General features: G+C 35.7%; 19 protein-coding genes. 16 read left to right on the top strand and 3 right to left on the bottom strand.

Annotated features, from left to right (window positions below):
* Window positions 1–51: 51 nt before the first annotated feature.
* Together I5M32_RS15935 and I5M32_RS15930 are read right to left on the bottom strand one after the other, a co-directional pair.
* Window positions 52–1,068: a LacI family DNA-binding transcriptional regulator gene (locus tag I5M32_RS15935; RefSeq protein ID WP_200588089.1), complete on the bottom strand. Its 1,017-nt coding sequence runs from the start codon at window positions 1,066–1,068 to the stop codon at window positions 52–54.
* A gap of 24 nt (window positions 1,069–1,092) precedes the next feature.
* Window positions 1,093–1,557: an Lrp/AsnC family transcriptional regulator gene (locus I5M32_RS15930; protein ID WP_200588088.1), complete on the bottom strand. Its 465-nt coding sequence runs from the start codon at window positions 1,555–1,557 to the stop codon at window positions 1,093–1,095.
* A 150-nt stretch (window positions 1,558–1,707) separates the two neighbouring features.
* On the opposite strand from I5M32_RS15930, the gene I5M32_RS15925 reads away from it, so the two are divergent.
* The 3 genes from I5M32_RS15925 (at window position 1,708) to I5M32_RS15915 (ending at window position 4,675) form a co-directional block, all read left to right on the top strand.
* On the top strand, window positions 1,708–2,364 hold the full coding sequence (locus tag I5M32_RS15925; RefSeq protein ID WP_200588087.1) for a metal-dependent transcriptional regulator: 657 nt from the start codon (window positions 1,708–1,710) through the stop codon (window positions 2,362–2,364).
* The gene (locus I5M32_RS15920; RefSeq protein WP_200588086.1) at window positions 2,361–4,232 is read left to right on the top strand and encodes an Nramp family divalent metal transporter; all 1,872 of its coding nucleotides are present in this window, start codon (window positions 2,361–2,363) and stop codon (window positions 4,230–4,232) included. Before I5M32_RS15925 ends, I5M32_RS15920 begins: the two co-directional genes overlap by 4 nt.
* Window positions 4,233–4,312: 80 nt before the next feature.
* Window positions 4,313–4,675, top strand: coding sequence for a hypothetical protein (locus tag I5M32_RS15915; RefSeq protein ID WP_200588084.1), 363 nt, complete (start codon window positions 4,313–4,315; stop codon window positions 4,673–4,675).
* 41 nt (window positions 4,676–4,716) lie between these two features.
* On the opposite strand, the gene I5M32_RS15910 is transcribed toward I5M32_RS15915, so the two are convergent.
* Window positions 4,717–4,929 carry a hypothetical protein gene (locus I5M32_RS15910; RefSeq protein WP_200588082.1) on the bottom strand — a complete coding sequence of 71 codons (213 nt, stop codon included), beginning with the start codon at window positions 4,927–4,929 and terminating at the stop codon, window positions 4,717–4,719.
* Window positions 4,930–5,217: 288 nt separating this feature from the next.
* Here I5M32_RS15910 and ubiE point away from each other — a divergent pair, with 288 nt between their 5' ends.
* The 13 genes from ubiE (at window position 5,218) to murI (ending at window position 16,823) form a co-directional block, all read left to right on the top strand.
* Window positions 5,218–5,949: a bifunctional demethylmenaquinone methyltransferase/2-methoxy-6-polyprenyl-1,4-benzoquinol methylase UbiE gene (gene ubiE, locus I5M32_RS15905; protein ID WP_200588080.1), complete on the top strand. Its 732-nt coding sequence runs from the start codon at window positions 5,218–5,220 to the stop codon at window positions 5,947–5,949.
* On the top strand, window positions 5,946–6,707 hold the full coding sequence (gene porT, locus I5M32_RS15900) for a type IX secretion/gliding motility protein PorT/SprT (protein WP_200588079.1): 762 nt from the start codon (window positions 5,946–5,948) through the stop codon (window positions 6,705–6,707). The genes ubiE and porT overlap by 4 nt, the downstream gene beginning before the upstream one ends.
* 135 nt (window positions 6,708–6,842) lie before the next feature.
* Complete coding sequence (locus tag I5M32_RS15895) at window positions 6,843–7,616, top strand: SDR family NAD(P)-dependent oxidoreductase (RefSeq protein ID WP_200588078.1); 774 nt, start codon at window positions 6,843–6,845, stop codon at window positions 7,614–7,616.
* 102 nt (window positions 7,617–7,718) lie between these two features.
* Window positions 7,719–8,165 carry a GatB/YqeY domain-containing protein gene (locus I5M32_RS15890; protein WP_200588077.1) on the top strand — a complete coding sequence of 149 codons (447 nt, stop codon included), beginning with the start codon at window positions 7,719–7,721 and terminating at the stop codon, window positions 8,163–8,165.
* Between the two features lie 125 nt (window positions 8,166–8,290).
* Complete coding sequence (locus I5M32_RS15885) at window positions 8,291–9,055, top strand: alpha/beta fold hydrolase (RefSeq protein WP_200588076.1); 765 nt, start codon at window positions 8,291–8,293, stop codon at window positions 9,053–9,055.
* On the top strand, window positions 9,052–9,714 hold the full coding sequence (locus tag I5M32_RS15880; RefSeq protein ID WP_200588075.1) for a CBS domain-containing protein: 663 nt from the start codon (window positions 9,052–9,054) through the stop codon (window positions 9,712–9,714). The genes I5M32_RS15885 and I5M32_RS15880 overlap by 4 nt, the downstream gene beginning before the upstream one ends.
* A gap of 8 nt (window positions 9,715–9,722) precedes the next feature.
* On the top strand, window positions 9,723–10,604 hold the full coding sequence (locus I5M32_RS15875) for an NAD kinase (RefSeq protein ID WP_200588074.1): 882 nt from the start codon (window positions 9,723–9,725) through the stop codon (window positions 10,602–10,604).
* Between the two features lie 9 nt (window positions 10,605–10,613).
* Window positions 10,614–11,402 carry a type IX secretion system protein PorG gene (porG, locus tag I5M32_RS15870; RefSeq protein WP_200588072.1) on the top strand — a complete coding sequence of 263 codons (789 nt, stop codon included), beginning with the start codon at window positions 10,614–10,616 and terminating at the stop codon, window positions 11,400–11,402.
* A gap of 22 nt (window positions 11,403–11,424) precedes the next feature.
* The gene (locus I5M32_RS15865; RefSeq protein WP_200588070.1) at window positions 11,425–12,165 is read left to right on the top strand and encodes an isoprenyl transferase; all 741 of its coding nucleotides are present in this window, start codon (window positions 11,425–11,427) and stop codon (window positions 12,163–12,165) included.
* Between the two features lie 61 nt (window positions 12,166–12,226).
* Window positions 12,227–14,743, top strand: a complete 2,517-nt coding sequence (bamA, locus tag I5M32_RS15860) for an outer membrane protein assembly factor BamA (RefSeq protein ID WP_200588068.1) — start codon at window positions 12,227–12,229, stop codon at window positions 14,741–14,743.
* A 27-nt stretch (window positions 14,744–14,770) separates the two neighbouring features.
* Window positions 14,771–15,298 carry an OmpH family outer membrane protein gene (locus tag I5M32_RS15855; protein ID WP_200588066.1) on the top strand — a complete coding sequence of 176 codons (528 nt, stop codon included), beginning with the start codon at window positions 14,771–14,773 and terminating at the stop codon, window positions 15,296–15,298.
* A gap of 52 nt (window positions 15,299–15,350) precedes the next feature.
* Window positions 15,351–15,863: an OmpH family outer membrane protein gene (locus I5M32_RS15850; protein WP_200588064.1), complete on the top strand. Its 513-nt coding sequence runs from the start codon at window positions 15,351–15,353 to the stop codon at window positions 15,861–15,863.
* Between the two features lie 153 nt (window positions 15,864–16,016).
* A complete protein-coding gene (murI, locus tag I5M32_RS15845; protein WP_200588062.1) occupies window positions 16,017–16,823 on the top strand; it encodes a glutamate racemase in 807 nt (268 codons plus the stop codon).
* The last annotated feature ends 362 nt before the right edge of the window (window positions 16,824–17,185 follow it).

The raw sequence follows: 17,185 nt of genomic DNA, 5'->3' as shown, positions 1-17,185 counted from the left end.
ACCATTAATCAAGAAAGTTTTTATCTGTAAAAAAGATGAAAAATTTAAACCTTATAACATTTTTTTTGTAGAGTCTCTTTTTATAAGTTTAGAATCCAAGCGTATATTTTGGAAACCCTCTTCTTGGTGTTTTCCCTTAATTTCATTGATAAGCAATGTAGCGGCGGTCTTGCCGATCTCATAAGCTGGTTGCGATATGGTAGATAATGAAGGGTTAAGTAACCTGGCTACTTTTAAATTAGAGAAGGTAATCACTTTAATATCGTTGGGTATCTTTAAATTCAACTCTTTACAAATATCATAACAGGCTATTGCCAAATGTTCTACCGAGCAAAAAACGGCATCGGGTTTTTTATCTATGAGGTAAGCTTTTAATTCTTCCAAATCCAGCTCTTTACTGGGCGGGAAGGTTTTAACCAAAGAATCATCAATGTTTAAACCATAACTTTTTAAGGCATCTCTGTAAGCTTTCTCGCGATTATCCATAGTGGTTAAATGCAGGCCCGCCCTCAAGAACATAATTTTTCTGCAACCTTGGCTTAATAAAAGCTTAGTGGCTTCTAATGAATTGCCGTAATCGTTACTGGTTACTTTAGAAACATCAATATCATTTAAAACACGATCAAACATTACCATTTTGATCTTTCTCTCTAAAACTTCTTTTAAATGATCAGAGGTACGAGTTTCAGAACAAACGGAGATCAAAACGCCATCTACCCTACCACCCATCAAATGGTTGGCTATCCTTTGCTCTTTTTGAAAATCCTCATGAGACTCATATATAAGAACATAATAATCGTTCTCTTGGCAAGCTGCCTCCACACCTTTTATTACCAAACTAAAAAAATTATTAGAAATTTCTGGAATAACCAAGGCAATGGTATTGCTTTTATGCTTTCTTAAAAATGCGGCAAACGGATTGGGCTGATAATTTAGGTCTTTGGCTAATTTTTGAACTTTTTTCTTAGTTTCAACATTAATCTCATAGCTATCCGTTAAGGCCCTGGAAACCGTAGATACGGATACCCCTAACTGACTGGCGATTTCCTTTAACGTTACGTTTTTCATGAATACAGTTTTAAAGCCTAAATATTAGTACTCTAAAGGGATAATTGGTTCTTTCTTGCTGGTACTCATGATCATCATGGTATGAAATGTTTTTACAACAGTTATCTTGCTGATTTTCTGCATGATCAATTGCTCATAAGTCTTAATATCCTTAACATAGGCTTTCAACAAAAAATCGCATTGGCCTGTAACATGATGGCATTCTGTGATTTCTTTGATCTCTTTAATTTCTTTTAAAAAAGTTTGAATGGTATCTTGTTGATGAAAATCTAACGAAACCTGGATAAAGGTTTTGATACCCAGACCTAGCTTTTCCTCATCAACCAATGCGTGGTAACTTTTTATATAACCAGAATGCTCTAGTTTTCTTACACGCTCTAAAGTAGGTGCCGGAGAAAGACCGATATGTTGGGATAATTGTAGGTTGGTAATCCTACCGTTTTCTTGCAGTATTTTAAGAATATTGAAATCTATCTTATCTAGTTCCATTTTAATGATTTATTACAAAAATATATTTATTCCCCTAAAACCAAATTATATTTCAAAAATTTAACCATTTATTTTTAATTATTCTTTAAAGAGCTGTATTTAGATTAATCTAAATTTTTTATTAGATTTGAAAAAAAATAATTTTTTAACATGAAACTGTCTTTTACCGAAGAGAACTATCTAAAAACGATTTTCCATCTCAACCATAGTCCAGATGAAAATGTTAGCACTAACGCTATTTCAGAGGTTTTAAACACCAAGGCCGCTTCCGTTACCGATATGCTAAAAAAACTTTCGGACAAGAAATTAGTAAACTATGAAAAATACCAAGGTGTTACGCTTACAAAAGATGGTGAAAAACAGGCGATTACCGTAATAAGGAAACATAGGTTATGGGAGGTTTTTTTAGTTGAAAAACTTAATTTTAAATGGGATGAGGTGCATGAGATTGCCGAAGAACTAGAACATATCTGTTCAGAGAAACTGATCAACCGTTTAGATGAATTTTTAGAATTCCCAAAGAAAGACCCTCATGGCGATCCTATCCCAGATAAAAATGGTGTCTTAAAATCTCAAGAATTGCTACCTGTTTCTAAATTAAAAGTTGGCGATAAAGGCATCATCAGTGGCGTAAGGGAACATTCGGTAGAATTTTTAAAGTACCTAGAAAAAACAGGATTGATCCTTGGCGAATGCCTAAGCATTACAGAGATCATTACTTTTGATAGTTCTGTAATGGTAAGGGTAAAAAACCACCAACAAATGATCAGTAGAGAGGTTGCCAAAAACTTATTAATTGCCTTATGATCTCAGAGTCTAACAATAGCTTAGGAGAAGTTCACGCATCTATCAAAACTGATAAAAGGAAAGGCTGGAGGAGGATTTTTGCTTTCTTAGGGCCCGCGTATTTAGTAAGCGTAGGTTATATGGATCCCGGTAATTGGGCAACAGATATAGCTGGCGGCTCTCAATTTGGATATAAACTGATCTGGGTTTTATTAATGTCTAACTTAATTGCCCTGCTTTTGCAATCATTAAGTGCTAGGTTGGGCATTGCTAGGGGTTTAGATTTGGCCCAAGCATCAAAAAATGCTTATCCCAAATGGGCAAATTTCCCTTTATGGATCTTAGCAGAAATTGCCATTGCCGCCTGCGATCTTGCAGAGATAGTGGGGATGGCCATAGGTTTAAACCTTCTTTTTGGCTTACCATTGATCTGGGGCGTAAGTATCAGCGTTTTTGATACACTACTCCTCTTGCTGTTAATGAAACGAGGGATGAAATCTATCGAAATATTTATTATCTCTTTGGTGTTTATTATTGGTGTTTCCTTTTTTTTAGAAATGCTGATAGTAGAACCTGTTTACGCTGACGTTTTCAAAGGATTTATACCCAGCAAATTAAACGGGAGCGCTTTGTACATCGCTATCGGCATTATTGGGGCAACGGTAATGCCGCACAATTTATACCTTCATTCTTCTTTGGTACAAACCAGAAAATTTGACCAAACCCAGCTCGGTAAAAAAGAAGCCATAAGGTTCAATTTTTTTGATACTTCCATAGCCTTAAACCTTGCTTTTTTTGTGAATGCCGCTATATTGATTTTGGCCGCCGCTGCTTTTCATGTAAATGGCTTTTTTGGTGTTGCAGAGATTGAGGATGCCCATAAATTATTGCACAACCTTTTCGGCAATGCGGCACCCGCTCTATTTGCCGTAGCCTTGATTGCTGCCGGGCAAAGTTCTACCATAACAGGTACATTGGCAGGCCAGATTATTATGGAAGGCCATTTAAACTTAAGAATACAGCCTTGGTTAAGAAGGTTGATTACCAGATTACTGGCAATAATACCCGCTTTATGCACCATTATATTTTTTGGGGAAGGCAGTTTAGGAAGCTTATTGATCTTAAGCCAGGTTGTTTTAAGCTTACAGTTGGGCTTTGCGGTAATCCCCTTGATCCACTTTAATTCTGATAAAACCCTGATGGGCACTTTTGCCATAAAAACTTGGGTAAAAATTTTGGCCTGGGCAAGTTCTGCAATTATCATCTATCTAAACATCACGTTAGTTATCAATGAAATTAAAGGGTGGCTAACAGGCAACGGGAACCATTGGGCTATTTATTTCATCGTGATCCCACTGGTTCTGGCCTGCATGGCACTTCTGGTTTATGTATTTGTACATCCATTGATCTCAAAAGCTAAAGAAGATAAAAAACTGGTCCCTCATGGCTCGGCATCCAGTTTCAAAGCGGTAAACTCCATTTCTTACCACAAAATCGGTATTACCACAGATTTTTCTAAGAACGACGAAAAAATTATCAGAAATGCTTTGATGCAAGGAGGCAAAGATGCCGTTTATACTTTTATCCATGTTGTAGAAACCGCAGCAGCCCGTTATCATGGCAATAATACCTTAGATAACGAGACAAAACTAGATGAAGAAAATTTGGTTAAATATCAATTTGACCTGCAAAACCTAGGCTATCAAATAACCTATAAGATTGGTTACGGAAATCCTGCACTGGCAATCAGTAAAATAGTTAAAGAAGAAAATCTAGACTTTCTGGTGATGGGGGCACATGGCCATAAAGGCTTTAAAGACTTAATATTTGGTGCCACCGTAGATGCGGTAAGGCATAGGATCAATATCCCTGTTTTGATCGTGAATTAGCTCATGCTGTTAAAATATACAAACCGCCCTAATTTTTTATATTTTGTAGCCTGTTTATATTTTTACAATTAATTCTTATCATGAAAAATATCATTACTATAATTATTGCCTTTTTATTTGTTATTGGTTTTGGCGCATTAGCCAATGCGCAAACTAAAGCCGATAGCGTAAAAGTATCATCTTATATTTACTGTGAATTGCAAATCAATACTTTATTTTTCAGTAAGAAAAACAAGGTTTTTGTAGATTTTGGAAACGAGATAAATTACAATGCTGATAGGATATTAAAAGACGAAAAAACCGGTGAGCCAATTATTTTTAATACCATGATAGATGCTTTGAACTATATGGGCCAAAAAGGATGGGAGTTTGTACAAGCTTATGTTACTATTTACAAAGAAGATAGCACAACACATTACCTATTAAAGAAGAGAACAAATTAAATCTTAAAAAAGCGGTTTTTTTATTTGAATAACAAGTTTTATCAATTCATGTTAACGGTGTCTTTTTTAAGCGTATCTATAAGCGTACCGCCGTGAACGGTATCTATACCAACCGAATTAGATTTGTAAGGAGAAACATTTTCTACTTTGCTTTTTGAAAAAAAAATCCCTGAGTTTGGGTCTGCATCACATGCAGTTAATAATAAACCGGTTGTTGCTACAATGGCTAAAGTTTTTAATACATCAATTTTCATAATAATTCTTTTAAGCAAAACGCCATAAAAATAATTTTGTTTTCAAAATAGTTTATATTTTACTGCTAATGGCCCCACCTCAAAATTGCTTTAAAACGATCATTTTTAAATTTTGCCTTATCAGATTGTAAATTACCTTTTAAAGTTGAGCCGGTCTTTCTTGGTAAAACAAAAATTATCTTTTTAAAAATTGCTAAACTTTAGCAAAACAATAAAGTTTGCGCATTGTACTAATGCTATTATTCAAATCTTCATTCTGATAACAAAAATAATATCTTTGCGCTAAATATGTCAGAAAACGTTACTCCATATAAAAACAAAGAGATTGCCAAAAAAGAACAGGTAGCAACCATGTTCAATAACATCTCTAAAACCTACGACTTTTTAAATCATTTTTTATCATTAGGTATCGATATCATTTGGAGAAAAAAAGCCATAGACGAATTGCTTAAAGACAAACCTCAAACTATTTTAGATGTTGCCACCGGCACAGGAGATTTTGCGTTTGAAGCCTTGGAAAAGCTGAAGCCAAACAAAATAATAGGGGTAGATATTTCTCAAGGGATGTTGAACATTGCAAATGAGAAAATAAAAAAACGTGGCAAAAGCGATGTTTTTGAGGTTAAACTAGGAGATTCTGAAAAGCTTTTATTTGATGATAGTACTTTTGATGCCGTTACAGTAGCCTTTGGCGTTAGAAATTTCGAGAATTTAGAAAAAGGTATTGCAGATATGTTGAGGGTTTTAAAACCTAACGGAAAAGCGGTTATTTTAGAGTTTTCTAAACCCAAAGCTTTTCCGATCAAGCAATTGTATAATTTTTATTTCCATTATGTAACACCAACGGTTGGCAAGGTTTTTTCTAAAGATGCAAGTGCTTATTCTTATTTGCCAGAATCTGTTGCTGCTTTTCCGGATGGGAAGAATTTTATCGCCCTAATGGATAAAGTAGGTTATAAAAATACCAAATTTAAGCCTTTGGCGTTTGGGATTTGTTCTATATACACGGGTACTAAATGATTAAAACCAAAACTCTTTTAAGTTTTGTACTATTTATTATTTCTGTAAAAGCCTTTTCGCAAGGTAATTACGGCGGTGGCGTTGATGAAAAAAACATCCATTTCGGCTTTTGTTTCCAATACATAAGTTCAGAATATAAAATCCAAAAGTTTAAAGATTGGCAGGCTCCGTTTTATGAAAACGGCGTTCAGGTAACGCAGGGATTAAAAAGTATCCGCTCTATTCAAAACCCCGGCTTTGGCTTGGGCTTCGTTTTGCCCGATTTTTACATTACCCCAAATCTAAACCTAAGGGTTACGCCCACATTTATCTTTACAGATCGCATTATAGATTACCAATTTAATGATGGCGCTTCTTATGATCGGGCAGATAGCCAATCTCCCGAAGGGTTTACCAGGCGTACGGTTACTTCAACATCTTTAGAGTTTCCTGTTTCTATTAAATTAAAATCAGACCGTAGAAATAACTTTAGGGCCTATTTAATAGGTGGCGCAAAATATAGCGTTGGTATTAGCGGCAAAAAAGCAGATGATGTTGGCGATATAGCCATCAGCAAATTGCTCAAAAACAAAAGGAATTTCCTGTCTTATGAAGCAGGTATCGGTTTCGATCTATATTTCGAGTATTTTAAGCTCTCGCCAGAGATAAAGCTTAGCAACTCGGTCAATAGCGTACTTATTAGAGAAAACCATCCTTATTCTAGCCCCATTGACAAACTTTTTTTGAGAAATTTCATTTTTAGCTTATATTTCGAGTAAAGATGTTTCTATCTGTATCGGTATTAAATATTAAACCCTCTTTCTGTAATTAAGGTAACTCTAAGATTACATAAACTAACACGGTTTTTTTGATGGCCATATCAATCAAAAAGAAAATTGTAATAACTTCACAAAATGTCAACATCAAATAAAATAGTAATGATCACTGGCGCAACTTCTGGAATTGGGGAAGCTTGTGCAGAAATATATGCCGCCAATAATTTCGATTTGATCATCACCGGCAGAAGGGAAGAAAAACTAAAAAGTTTAAGAAGTAAATTAGAAAAACGATTTGGGGTTAACATTACCACGCTTTGTTTTGATGTTAGCGATAGTAAGCAAGTAGCATCTCATCTCAACCAGCTTCCATCAAGATTAAAAAAAGTAGCTGTTTTGATCAATAATGCAGGTTTGAGCCTAGGCTTGGATCCGATACAAGATGGGGAACTTACTGATTGGGATACCATGATAGATACCAATATCAAAGGCTTATTGTATGTTTCTAAAATTGTTTCTAATTGGATGATAGAAGAAAGCAAAGGGCATATCATCAATATCGGTTCTATCGCCGGTAAACAAGTTTACGCTAACGGCAATGTTTACAATGCAACAAAACACGCAGTTGATGCTTTAAACCAAGCCATGCGGATAGATTTATTAAAGTTTGGGATAAAGGTTACAGCCATTAACCCCGGTGCAGTAGAAACAGCGTTTTCTGAAGTTCGTTTTCACGGTGATAAAGAAAAAGCTAAAAAAGTTTACGAAGGTTTTGAGCCTTTGGTGGCAAAAGACATAGCAGAAACCATATTTTTTGTTACCAGCCGCCCAGATCATGTTAACATCAACGATCTAATTATTATGCCAACCGCCCAAGCTTCTCCTTATTACTTAAACAAAAACAGCGAATAGTTTATTAGTCATTGGTTTATAAGTCATTATTAAAATGAGGGCATCAATTAGTAAATTCATTTATTCAAAAATTCTTTAACTCACTCATTAAAAATTAGAACAATGTTAGAAAACACCATCAACCAAGATATTAAAACCGCCATGTTGGCAAAAGACGAAACCACCTTGAGAAGTTTGAGGGCAATAAAATCTGCCTTGCTACTGGCAAAAACAGAAAAGGGGGCAAACCAAGATATTACTGAAGATGCAGAGATTAAAGTGTTGCAACGTTTGGTAAAGCAAAGAAAAGAATCTGCAGATATTTATAAGGGGCAAAACCGCGAGGACCTTTATAAAATTGAAACGGATGAGATTGAGGTAATTGAAAAGTATTTGCCAAAACAGTTATCCCAAGAAGAATTAAAAAGCTATATTAAAGGCTTAATAGAAAAGCTAAACATCACTTCTGTTAAAGAAATGGGTAAAATTATGGGCGTTGCTAACAAAGAGCTTTCTGGCAAGGCAGATGGGAAGGCAATTTCAGAAACCATTAAAACTTTATTGGCATAATAATTATTCTTTTAACAAAGGTTAAATCGTACTTTTGCAGCAAATAGTTTAGTTTTTATACTCAAATTAGAAATAGACTATTAAATTAGCATTTAACAACTGCACCCACATTTTGTGAACATTTTATGGAGTATATATTAAAAGAAGAGAAAGGTTTTACATACATAGAAGAAGGCGAGGGAGAGGTTTTACTTTTACTTCATGGCTTAATGGGTGCTTTAAGCAATTGGGAAAAGGTAATAGAAGAATTTAAAGGGAAATACACGGTTGTGATCCCAATGTTGCCCATTTATGATCTGCCCCTACTAACCACGGGCGTTAAAACGCTATCTAAATACGTCCATAAATTTGTGAAGCATAAAAACTATCAACAAATAACTTTATTGGGCAATTCATTGGGCGGCCATGTTGGGCTCATCTATACGTTGGCGCATCAAGATTATGTTAAAGCCTTGGTTTTAACCGGTAGTTCTGGTTTGTATGAAAATGCATTTGGCGGCTCTTTCCCTAAAAGAGAGAGCTATGATTTTATCAAAGAAAAAGTAGAATACACTTTTTACAACCCAGAAACAGCAACAAAAGAACTAGTAGATGAAGTTTTTGAAACCGTAAACGATAGGCATAAGGTAATCCGGATTTTATCCATGGCAAAATCGGCCATCAGGCATAACATGTCTAAAGATTTGAATAAGATAAAGATACCCGTATCTTTAATCTGGGGAAGAAACGATAAGATTACCCCCCCAGAAGTGGCCATAGAGTTTCATGAACTATTGCCAAACTCTGAACTAAATTGGATCGATAAATGCGGCCATGCACCCATGATGGAGCATCCCGAAACATTTAATGCCTTTTTAAAACAATTTTTGCAGAAAATGAATATTGGATGATTGCCAGTGAATTAATCTCTTACGCCATACCAGAACTTAAAACTTCCGATACCGTTCAGAAGGTTTTTGATCGCATGGCAGAATTTAAGATAAGCCACCTGCCAATAGTTGATCAGCAGCAGTTTCTAGGTTTGCTGTCTGAAGACGATCTGATCGAAGTTGATGATGAAAACACACAAGTTGGTGCCTTAAATCTATCGCTCATCAACCCATATATATTGCAAAGCCAACACATTTACGATGCCATAAGGGTTTTTGCCGAGTTAAAAATATCGGTTTTACCAGTATTGGACAACAAAATGAACTATCTAGGCGTGATAGCCATCAACACCATGGTAGAGTATATGGCAAAGATCACCTCGGTTTCTCATCCTGGCGGCATCATCCTCTTAGAAATAGGGAACAAAGACAATTCTTTGGCACATATCGCTCAGATCGTAGAATCGGAAAACGCCCAGATTTTAAGCTCCTACACAGATTTACTGCCAGATTCTACAAGGATGGTGGTAACTATGAAGGTTAACAAAACAGAAATCAGTCAAATTGTAGCCGCCCTATTAAGGTATGATTATACCATTTTGGCTACCTATAACTCATCTATACAAAATGATAGTAATGCGGATAGGTTTGATGCCTTGATGAATTACCTCAGTTTTTAAACTTAAAAATGAAATTAGGCGTTTACGGCAGGCAGTTCAATAATTCGGTTTTACCCTATGTACAACAAGTGTTTGATTGTTTGGTAGAGTGGGAAGTAGAAGTATTGATCTACAACGATTTTTACGATTTTTTAAAGGACAAGCTCTTTTTACCCAAAACATTCAGCTCGTTTAAAACACATCAAGAATTAGTGGGCAATATTGATGTGATGATAAGCCTTGGCGGCGATGGAACCATGCTAGATACCGTTACCTTGGTTCGGGATTCTGGTATCCCCATGATCGGGATCAATTTTGGCAGATTGGGTTTTTTGGCCAGCATCAATAAAGACGGCATCAAATCTGCCATAGAAGGCCTTATCAATAAAAAATTTACCTTAGATACCAGGCGTTTATTGAAAATAGAAGCAGAAAAAGATTTATTTGGCGATTTAAACTTCGCACTTAACGATTTTACCATCCTAAAAAGAGATACCTCTGCCATGATATTGATCCATTGCTTCTTAAACGGCGAGTTTTTAAACTCTTACTGGGCAGATGGACTGATAGTTGCAACCCCCACAGGTTCAACGGCTTATTCATTAAGTTGCGGTGGGCCAATTATATTCCCAAGATCGGGTAACTTTGTAATTACCCCTATTTCTCCGCACAACCTAAATGTGAGGCCTGTGATCATATCAGATGAAAACGAGCTTACCTTTGAGATAGAGGGTAGAAGCTCCAAGTATTTGGTAAGTTGTGATTCGCGTACAGAAGTGATAGATGCAAATTTCAGGTTGCACCTAAAGCGGGCAGACTTTGATATTAATTTGGTAAGGTTAAACAATGAAACTTACCTCTCTACGTTAAGAAACAAATTGCTTTGGGGTATAGATACCAGAAATTACTAAGCCTTCTTAATGAACCAAACTTTTAAAGTATTTATACTTTTAATGCTATCGGCAACTTTTGCAAACGCTCAAACTTGGGAACTTGGCGTTACAGGAGGTGGCATGGGTTACATTGGCGATCTAAACCAAAATAATTACCTTAAGATAAAAGATCCCGCATTAGGTTTTCAAATAAAAAGAAACTTTGATAGCTATTGGTCCCTAAAGTTTGCTTTCTTACAAGGCAAGGTAAGCCATGACGATTCTAAATCCAAATATCCACAAGAAGTTAATCGTAACCTAAGTTTTTATTCCCCAATATCTGAGGGAAACCTTACGGTAGAATTTAATTTTTTGGATTACGGGTTTGATTTTTTGCAAAAAAAAATTACCCCATTCCTTTTTACGGGTGTTGCCTTAACCCTTTTTAACCCCAAAACAGATTATAAAGGAAACACCTACATCTTAAAATATTATGATACGGAAGGGGTTGATTATAAAACCACAGCTTATTCTATACCTTATGGGGCAGGGGTAAAATATAATTTTGGGAAATACTTCAATATTATAGGAGAAATTGGTTACCGTAATTTAAGTACCGATTATTTGGACGATGTAAGCGGGCTTTACCCCACGGCAGCCCAACTTAAAGATGTAACACCGCAAAAAACCATGTTAAGGCAATCACTTGCAGACCGCTCAATTAGCCAAAATGCGGTTCCAGGCAGCCAACGTGGCGATTTTAGAAAAAAGGACAGCTATGTGTTTGTGGGTATAACCTTATCTTATACCTTTGTGAGCCAAAATTGCTACTTTTAAAATTAAATTTCGGTCAATTCAAATGAGTTTCAGAGAAAAATTAAATCTTGATAAATTACCCAAACACGTTGCCATAATCATGGACGGAAACGGAAGATGGGCAAAAGAAAAAGGCAAGATGAGAGTTTTTGGTCATAAAAATGGTGTTTTAGCAGTAAGAGATGCAGTAGAAGGTGCCGCCGAAGTAGGGATAGAAAACCTAACGCTTTATGCTTTTTCTACAGAAAACTGGAACCGACCTAAATTGGAAGTTACCGCATTAATGGAATTATTGGTAAGTACCATCAATAAAGAAACTAAAACACTAATGGATAATAATGTGCGTTTAAATGCCATTGGAGATTTACGATCATTACCAACCAGGTGTTATAAAGAGCTGCAAGAAGCAATGGCCAAAACCGCTTCAAATACACGCTTAACCTTAACCTTGGCGCTTTCTTACAGTAGCAGGTGGGAAATCTTAAACGCCACAAAATTAATAGCCGCAGATACAGCATCGGGTAAAATAAATGCAGAAGATATTAACGAGAAATTATTTGAAAGTTACCTCTCAACCCATAACTTACCAGATCCAGAATTAATGGTAAGAACAAGCGGAGAACATCGCATAAGCAACTATTTGCTTTGGCAGTTGGCTTACGCCGAGTTATACTTCACACCTAAGCTATGGCCAGACTTTAGAAGAGAAGACCTGTTTGAAGCCATATATAATTATCAACAAAGAGAACGCCGTTTCGGCTTAACCAGCGAACAATTGACCTAAATTTTACTTTTAACAAAAATTAACAAAGAATAGAGGTAATTTAGCCGCCATAATCACATAAATGAAGAATTTTTTATTAATCATATTCCTTTCAGTACTTAGTGTACAAGGATTTGCACAATTCCCAGCATTAAGATCAACCACAGAAACTAAACCAAAGGATCTAGATTATTTGAACCCTAAAGAATATACCATTGGTGGGATAGAAATTAACGGGGTCAAATATTTAGATAAATCGGTTTTGATTACCATTACCAAACTAGCCGTTGGCGATCGTATTTTGGTACCCGGCGAAGCCACTTCTGGGGCGGTTAAAAATCTTTGGGCACAAGGCTTGTTTGATGATGTTTCTTTAGCCATAAACCATACCAGCGGAGATTCTGTGTTTTTTGATATCAACTTGGTAGAACGGCCAAGGGTTTCTAGGATAGTTTTAAAAGGCTTAACAAAAACCGAAACCACTGATATACAAGAAAAACTTAACAACCAAAAAGGCAAAATAGTAAACGAAAACCTAAGAAACACCATTACAAATATCATTACTAAACACTTTTACGAGAAAGGATATTTATATACAACAGTTAAAATTAACCCCGTTAATGATACAGCAGATGTAAATAGTAGAATTGTTAATGTAATTGTAGATAAGAAAAGCAAAGTTAAAGTAAACGCAATTAATATTGAGGGGAATAAAGATTTTTCTGATGCTAAGCTTAAAAAATTCTTAAAGAAAACCCATGAAATGGCTTGGTATAAAGTTTTTGGATCTGGTAAGTTTTTAAGAGATAAATACGAGGAAGATAAGGAAAAGATGATAGCCAAGATGAGGGAAAAAGGTTACCGCGATGCCGAGATCATCTCTGATTCTGTTTACAGGCATAATGATAAATCGGTAAACATCGATATTAAGCTTCATGAAGGCCCAAAATATTATTTTGGTAACATTACCTTTGCGGGCAATGCAAAATACCCATCTAGCTTGTTAAAGCAAATACTTAGGATAGAAAAAGGAGATGTTTTTAGTGAAGAGAAATTAGATAAAACCTTAAGGAGCAGCCCATCTAGTGATGATGTTTCTTCTCTTTACCTTAACGATGGTTATTTAACGTTTAATGCCGATCCAGTTCAAACACGTATCTATGGAGATACCGTTGATCTAGAAATCAGGATTTATGAAGGCCCACAATACACCATCAATAAAATAATACTTAAGGGTAATGATGTAACCAATGATAAGGTGGTTTTAAGAGAGATCAGAACAAAACCCGGTCAAAAATTCTCTAAAGATCTTTTGGTGCGTTCGCAAAGGCAAATATCCCAACTTGGCAACTTTGATGAGCAAAAAATAGACATTAAACCAATCCCCAACCCTGCAGATGGTACGGTTGACATTCAATATACCGTTGTAGAAAAACCTTCTGATCAAATAGAGCTTTCTGGCGGTTTTGGTGGAGGAAGGGTTGTGGGTACCTTAGGCTTAACTTTCAACAATTTTTCTGCCCGTAATCTCTTTAATTTAAAAGAGTACAAACCTTTGCCAAGGGGCGATGGACAAAAATTGAGTATCAGGGGGCAAACAAATGGTAAATACTATCAATCTTATAATTTCTCGTTTTCTGAACCTTGGTTTGGGGGTAAAAAACCTATTTATTTTGGTATAAGCGCATTTACATCATTACAGAGTAACGGTCTGTCAAAAGGTAATCCTTCGTTACAAAAAATTAGGTTAAACGGTTTAACCTTTAGTTTAGGTAAACAGTTAAAATGGCCCGATGATTATTTCCGAGTAGATTACGCAGCTAATTTGCAACAGTTTAAATTGAATAATTATAGTGGTTATTTATTTCAAAATGGAGATTCTTACGATCTAAGTTTGAGCCAAGTATTTAGCCGAAATTCTGTGGATGCGCCAATTTTCCCAACTTCGGGATCAAACATTAAATTTACCGTACAAGCTACATTGCCTTACTCTGCTTTTAATGGCAAAAATTATAACAACCTTTCTACCTCAGAAAAATATAAATTTGCGGAATACCACAAATGGAAATTTGAAACCCAGTTTTTTCAAAAGATTTATGGTAAATTGGTGTTAAAGGCACAAGCTCAATTCGGTTTTATTGGCTATTACAATAAAGATGTTGGCCAAGCTCCATTTGGTAGGTTTAAATTAGGAGGAGATGGTTTACAAGGTTTTGATTTTTTACAAGGGTCAGAAGTGATCGGTTTAAGGGGATATTCAAATAACTCTATAGTGCCAGAAGGTGCTGTTACAACCGCAGGTAGCCCAATATTTAACAAATATGTTTTAGAGCTAAGGCACCCAATTACCCTAAACCAATCTGCAACGGTGTTTGTGCTAGCTTTTGCCGAGGGTGGTAACACTTGGAACAAGTTTAGCGAGTTCAATCCGTTTAATGTTAAAAGGTCTGTTGGTGTTGGCGCAAGGATTTACCTACCCATATTTGGTTTGCTAGGTATTGATTATGGGTATGGTTTCGATGCTATCCCAGGAAACCCGGATGCAAACAAAGGCCAGTTCCACTTTAGTATAGCGCAACAACTAGGCGGTTTTAATTAGTCCAATCCACATTAAATTGTAAAAAAGATGAAAAAATATATAGGTATTTGTATTTTGCTCGTTATTGCAAGTGTATCCGTTAAAGCGCAAAGGTTGGCATTTGTAGATTCAGAGTATGTTTTACAACATATCCCAGAATATTCATCGGCACAAAAACAATTAAACGCAATGTCTGAAAAATGGCAGAGCGAGATAAACGATAAATTTGCAGAAGTAGATAAGATGCAAAAAGATTATGAGGCCGATAAAGTTCTTTTGACCGATGATATGAGGAAGAAGAGAGAGGGAGATATTTTACAAAAGGAAAACGAAGCCAAAAATTTGCAACAAAAAAGGTTTGGTTTTGAAGGCGACCTTTACAAAGAAAAGCTGAGGTTGATCAAACCGATTCAAGAAAGGATCGGTAAAACGATTGAAGAATATGCGAATAAAGAAAATATAGATATGATTTTAGATAAAAGCTCCGTAAATTTGCTTTTTGGCAGGGCCAATTTTAACGTAACAAATGATATCATCATAAAACTTGGCTATAAGCCCGGAACATTTGCTAATTAGCATTAAATATATTAAAATAGTAAAATCAAAATAAATATACACAATTAAGAAAATGAGAAAATTATTTAAAATTGCATTAGTAGCTGGGGGATTGTTATTTGCTGGTAATATAGTTAGTGCACAACAAAAAATTGCTTACATTAATTCTTCAGACTTAATTAAGTCTATGCCAGAAGTAGTAAATGCAGACAAACAATTAGAAACTTTTAAAGCTTCTTTAGATTCTGACGGTAAAACCATGTACACCGAATACCAAAACAAAGTACAGGCCTTTCAAACCGCAGAAAAAACCTTGAGCGATGCAATGAAAGAAGCAAAAGTTAATGAGATCCAAGATCTTCAGAAACGTATTGAAGATTTTCAGAAAAAAGCAAGCGAAGACTTTGAGAAAAAAAGAAGCGAACTGTACGATCCTATTCTGAAGAAAGCAGAAGATGCAGTAAAGGTTGTAGCTAAAGAAAAAGGTTATGCTTATGTTTTTGATACTACACAACCGGGTATTGTTTACTTTGATGGTGGTATCAATATTATGTCTGATGTAAAAGCTAAGTTGGGATTGAAGTAATTAGACCGAAGGCTTAAAGCAAAAAGCGTCCCCATCCTCGGGACGCTTTTTTTTATTTCTCAGCTTTCTGCCACTTTAATAGGCTTTTAAATTAATTTACTATTTTCGTTCAACAGCTTTAAGCTTTAAGCTTTAAGCATTCAGCTAAAAGAGATGCAAAGCCCAATAGGTATTTTTGATTCTGGGATAGGTGGTTTAACCGTTGCCAATGCAATTCGGCAGGTTTTACCTAATGAAAACCTAGTTTATTTTGGTGATACAGCGCACATGCCTTATGGCGATAAAAGTGCAGAAGCCATAAAATATTATAGTTTAAAAATAGGCAAGTTTTTGCAGGCACAAGGTTGTAAAGCAATTGTTATTGCCTGTAATACAGCTTCTTCTTTAGGTTACCACGATTTAAAAGAATTTTTGGGCAATCAGTTGCCAATCTTAAACGTGATCGATCCTGTGGTTTCTTACTGTAAACAACAACCTAACTATAAAAAGATTGGCGTAATTGCTACCAAGGCAACCATCAAATCTGATGTTTACGCCAAAAAGTTAAAAGAAAATATTGCTGGCATACAGGTACGATCTTTAGCAACTCCGTTATTAGCCCCAATGATCGAGGAAGGTTTTTTTGAGAACAACATCAGTAAAACCATTATTAATGCTTATTTATCGTCCCCAAAACTCAAAAAGATAGATTCATTGATTTTGGCATGTACGCATTACCCCTTGATAAGCCATGAGATTGACGAATTTTTTAAAGGAAAGGTAGAAATCCTAAACACGGCGCAAATTGTTGCCGATGATGTTAAAAAACAGCTTGAAATTTTAAACCTTTTAAATAATACCAACGCTGTTCCTAAACATCAATTTTTTGTTTCTGATAAAACCACCGCTTTTGAGAACAGTACCCAGCTTTTCTTTGAAGATAAGATAAGTTTAACCCAAAGGAATATTTGGGAGAGATGATTAATTTTATCAAAGGCAATGGATTTCGTCATGTAGAGGAAACGAGACATCTCATCGAATAGGTTTCCATTCTATGTGGTTAATTGCTTGTGAGATGCTGAAATAAATCCAGCATGACAAAACGTTTTAATTATACATGGCGTCCCGTCGAGGAAACGAGACATCTCATCAAATAGGTTTCCATTCTATGTGGTTAATTGCTTGTGAGATGCTGAAATAAATCCAGCATGACAAAACGTTTTAATTATTCATGGCGCCATGTAGAGGAAACGAGACATCTCATCAAATAGGTTTCCATTCTATGTGGTTAATTGCTTGTGAGATGCTGAAATAAATCCAGCATGACAAAACGTTTTAATTAT

The organism is Pedobacter segetis (assembly GCF_016623585.1).
GTDB lineage: Bacteria > Bacteroidota > Bacteroidia > Sphingobacteriales > Sphingobacteriaceae > Pseudopedobacter > Pseudopedobacter segetis.
The sequence above is the reverse complement of the archived record's forward strand: the minus strand, read 5'-3'. Positions and strand labels throughout refer to the sequence as shown.